The 1,988-nt window shown below is 62.7% G+C and carries 4 protein-coding genes; 3 read left to right on the top strand and 1 reads right to left on the bottom strand.

Annotated elements, in window-relative coordinates; translation table 11 throughout:
* Positions 1 to 3 precede the first annotated feature (3 nt).
* The gene (locus EN914_RS33545; RefSeq protein WP_013530159.1) at positions 4 to 738 is read left to right on the top strand and encodes an AzlC family ABC transporter permease; all 735 of its coding nucleotides are present in this window, start codon (positions 4 to 6) and stop codon (positions 736 to 738) included.
* The gene (locus EN914_RS33540; RefSeq protein ID WP_024505491.1) at positions 735 to 1,034 is read left to right on the top strand and encodes an AzlD family protein; all 300 of its coding nucleotides are present in this window, start codon (positions 735 to 737) and stop codon (positions 1,032 to 1,034) included. Before EN914_RS33545 ends, EN914_RS33540 begins: the two co-directional genes overlap by 4 nt.
* 54 nt (positions 1,035 to 1,088) lie before the next feature.
* Here EN914_RS33540 and EN914_RS33535 read toward each other — a convergent pair whose 3' ends face one another.
* Complete coding sequence (locus EN914_RS33535) at positions 1,089 to 1,724, bottom strand: FMN-dependent NADH-azoreductase (protein ID WP_024505492.1); 636 nt, start codon at positions 1,722 to 1,724, stop codon at positions 1,089 to 1,091.
* Between the two features lie 113 nt (positions 1,725 to 1,837).
* On the opposite strand from EN914_RS33535, the gene EN914_RS33530 reads away from it, so the two are divergent.
* Positions 1,838 to 1,988 (top strand): LysR family transcriptional regulator (locus tag EN914_RS33530; protein WP_164779113.1); only part of this gene is annotated, 151 nt, incomplete at its 3' end.

Genomic DNA, 1,988 nt, shown 5'->3' with positions numbered 1-1,988 from the left:
CACATGAGCATTTCACAGGCAGTCGAGACGGTGGCAGATGGTTCGAAATCCGAATTCCGCCGTGGCGTGGCGTCCTGCGCGCCGGTGCTGTTCGGCACCATCCCCTATGCGCTGGTGCTTGGCGCCCAGGCGACGCAGAAAGGCTTGAGCACGGTCGAACTGTCTGCCATGACAGGGCTGAATTTCGCCGGCGGTTCGGAATTCGCGGCGATCCAGTTGTGGACGTCGCCGCCGCACATCGTGCTCATCGTCGCCATCACCTTCCTGGTCAACAGCCGTCACCTGCTGATGGGTGCGGCACTGGCGCCGTTCCTGCGCGACCTGCCACGGCGCAAGGTGTTTCCGGCGCTTTTCCTTATGTGCGATGAAAGCTGGGCGCTGGGCTTGGCCGATGCCAAACTGCGTGCTGCAGCCGGCATCACGCCGGCCTTCAGCCCGCGCTATTATATGGGCGCGGCGCTGGCGATGTATCTCACCTGGGTGGCCTTCACCACGCTGGGTGCCTTGCTCGGTCCGATGCTCGGCCATGTCGAGACCTATGGTTTTGACATGGCGTTCCCGGCTGTCTTCCTGGTGCTGATGCGCGGCATGTGGACGGGTATGGCGGCGGCGCGGCCCTGGCTGGTCAGCCTGGTCGTTGCAGCACTGGTCTATCTCTTCGTTCCCGGTGCCTGGTATGTCGCCGCCGGCGCCATGTCGGGTCTGGTCGCGGCCTGGCTGATGGCAGGTGATGCATGATCGATGCAACGACCCTTTTCACCATCGTGCTGATGGCCGGCGTCACTTATCTGACGCGCATCGGCGGCTATGTCGTCCTGCGCAACCGCACGCTGGGCGCCCGTGCCACGGCTGTGATGGAAGCTGCGCCCGGCTGCGTGCTGATCTCTGTCATCGCACCGGCCTTCGTATCGAAGTCCCCGGCGGATCTTCTGGCGCTGGCTGTTACTCTGGCAGCCGCCACGCGGTTTTCCATGCTGCCGACCGTGCTGATCGGGGTCAGCGCCGCTGGTCTGCTGAGGCACCTCATCGGCTAGAACGCAAAAGGCAGGCGCGAACGCCTGCCTTCGATGCGGACAAATTTCGGCTGTTTACGCGGCAGCCGCGACGTCCCGGCTGGCGGCCACAACGGCGTCGACCTTGGCGGTCGCCTTGGCGAGCGCTGCTGTCACCGCGTCAGGACCCATGCCAACGCCTTCGATGCGGATGACATCGACATCGGTCATGCCGAGGAAGCCGAGCACGCCACGCAGGTAGGGAATGGCGTGATCGAACTGCACGGCCGCACCTTCCGAATAGATGCCGCCGGAAGCCAGCACGATATAGACCTTCTTGCCGGTGACCAGACCCTTGGGGCCGTTCTCGCCATAGGCAAAGCTCTTGCCGGAGCGGGAGATGTGGTCGACCCATGACTTCAGGGTCGAGGAGATGTTGAAGTTGATGAAGCCGGTGGCCAGGATCACCGTGTCGGCGGCGAATAGCTCGTCGAGCACGACATCGGAGACGCCGACGACTTCAGCCTGGCGCGGGGTGCGCGCTTCGGCCGGGGTATAGATGCCCGTCGCATAGTCGGCATCGATGTGCGGCAACGGATTGGCGACGAGGTCGCGCACGACGAGCGTGTTCGACGGATCGGCGGCGACGAGCTTTTCGGCGAATTCGGTGGCGATGCGGGTCGAATGCGAGGCAGCGCCGCGCGGGCTCGAAGTGACAAGAAGAATGGACATTTTGGGCTCTCTCCAGCGGTTGGAATGATTTGTCCCGCCAGATATGGGGCTTTCGATCCATTCAATAAACTGGTATATTTTCTATACGATCCATCCATAAATTGGATATAGCGATGCAGCCCAACCCGACGCTCGATCAACTTCAGATCTTTGTGACAGTCGCCGAAGCCGGCAGCTTCTCGGCCGCCGGCCGCAAGCTCAACCGGGCACAGTCCGTCATCAGCTACGGCATCGCCAATCTCGAGGCGCAGCTTGGGCTGAAAC

Origin of the sequence: Mesorhizobium sp. M7A.F.Ca.CA.001.08.2.1 (assembly GCF_003998455.1) — a bacterium.
Taxonomy (GTDB): Bacteria; Pseudomonadota; Alphaproteobacteria; order Rhizobiales; family Rhizobiaceae; genus Mesorhizobium; species Mesorhizobium ciceri.
The sequence above is the reverse complement of the archived record's forward strand: the minus strand, read 5'-3'. Positions and strand labels throughout refer to the sequence as shown.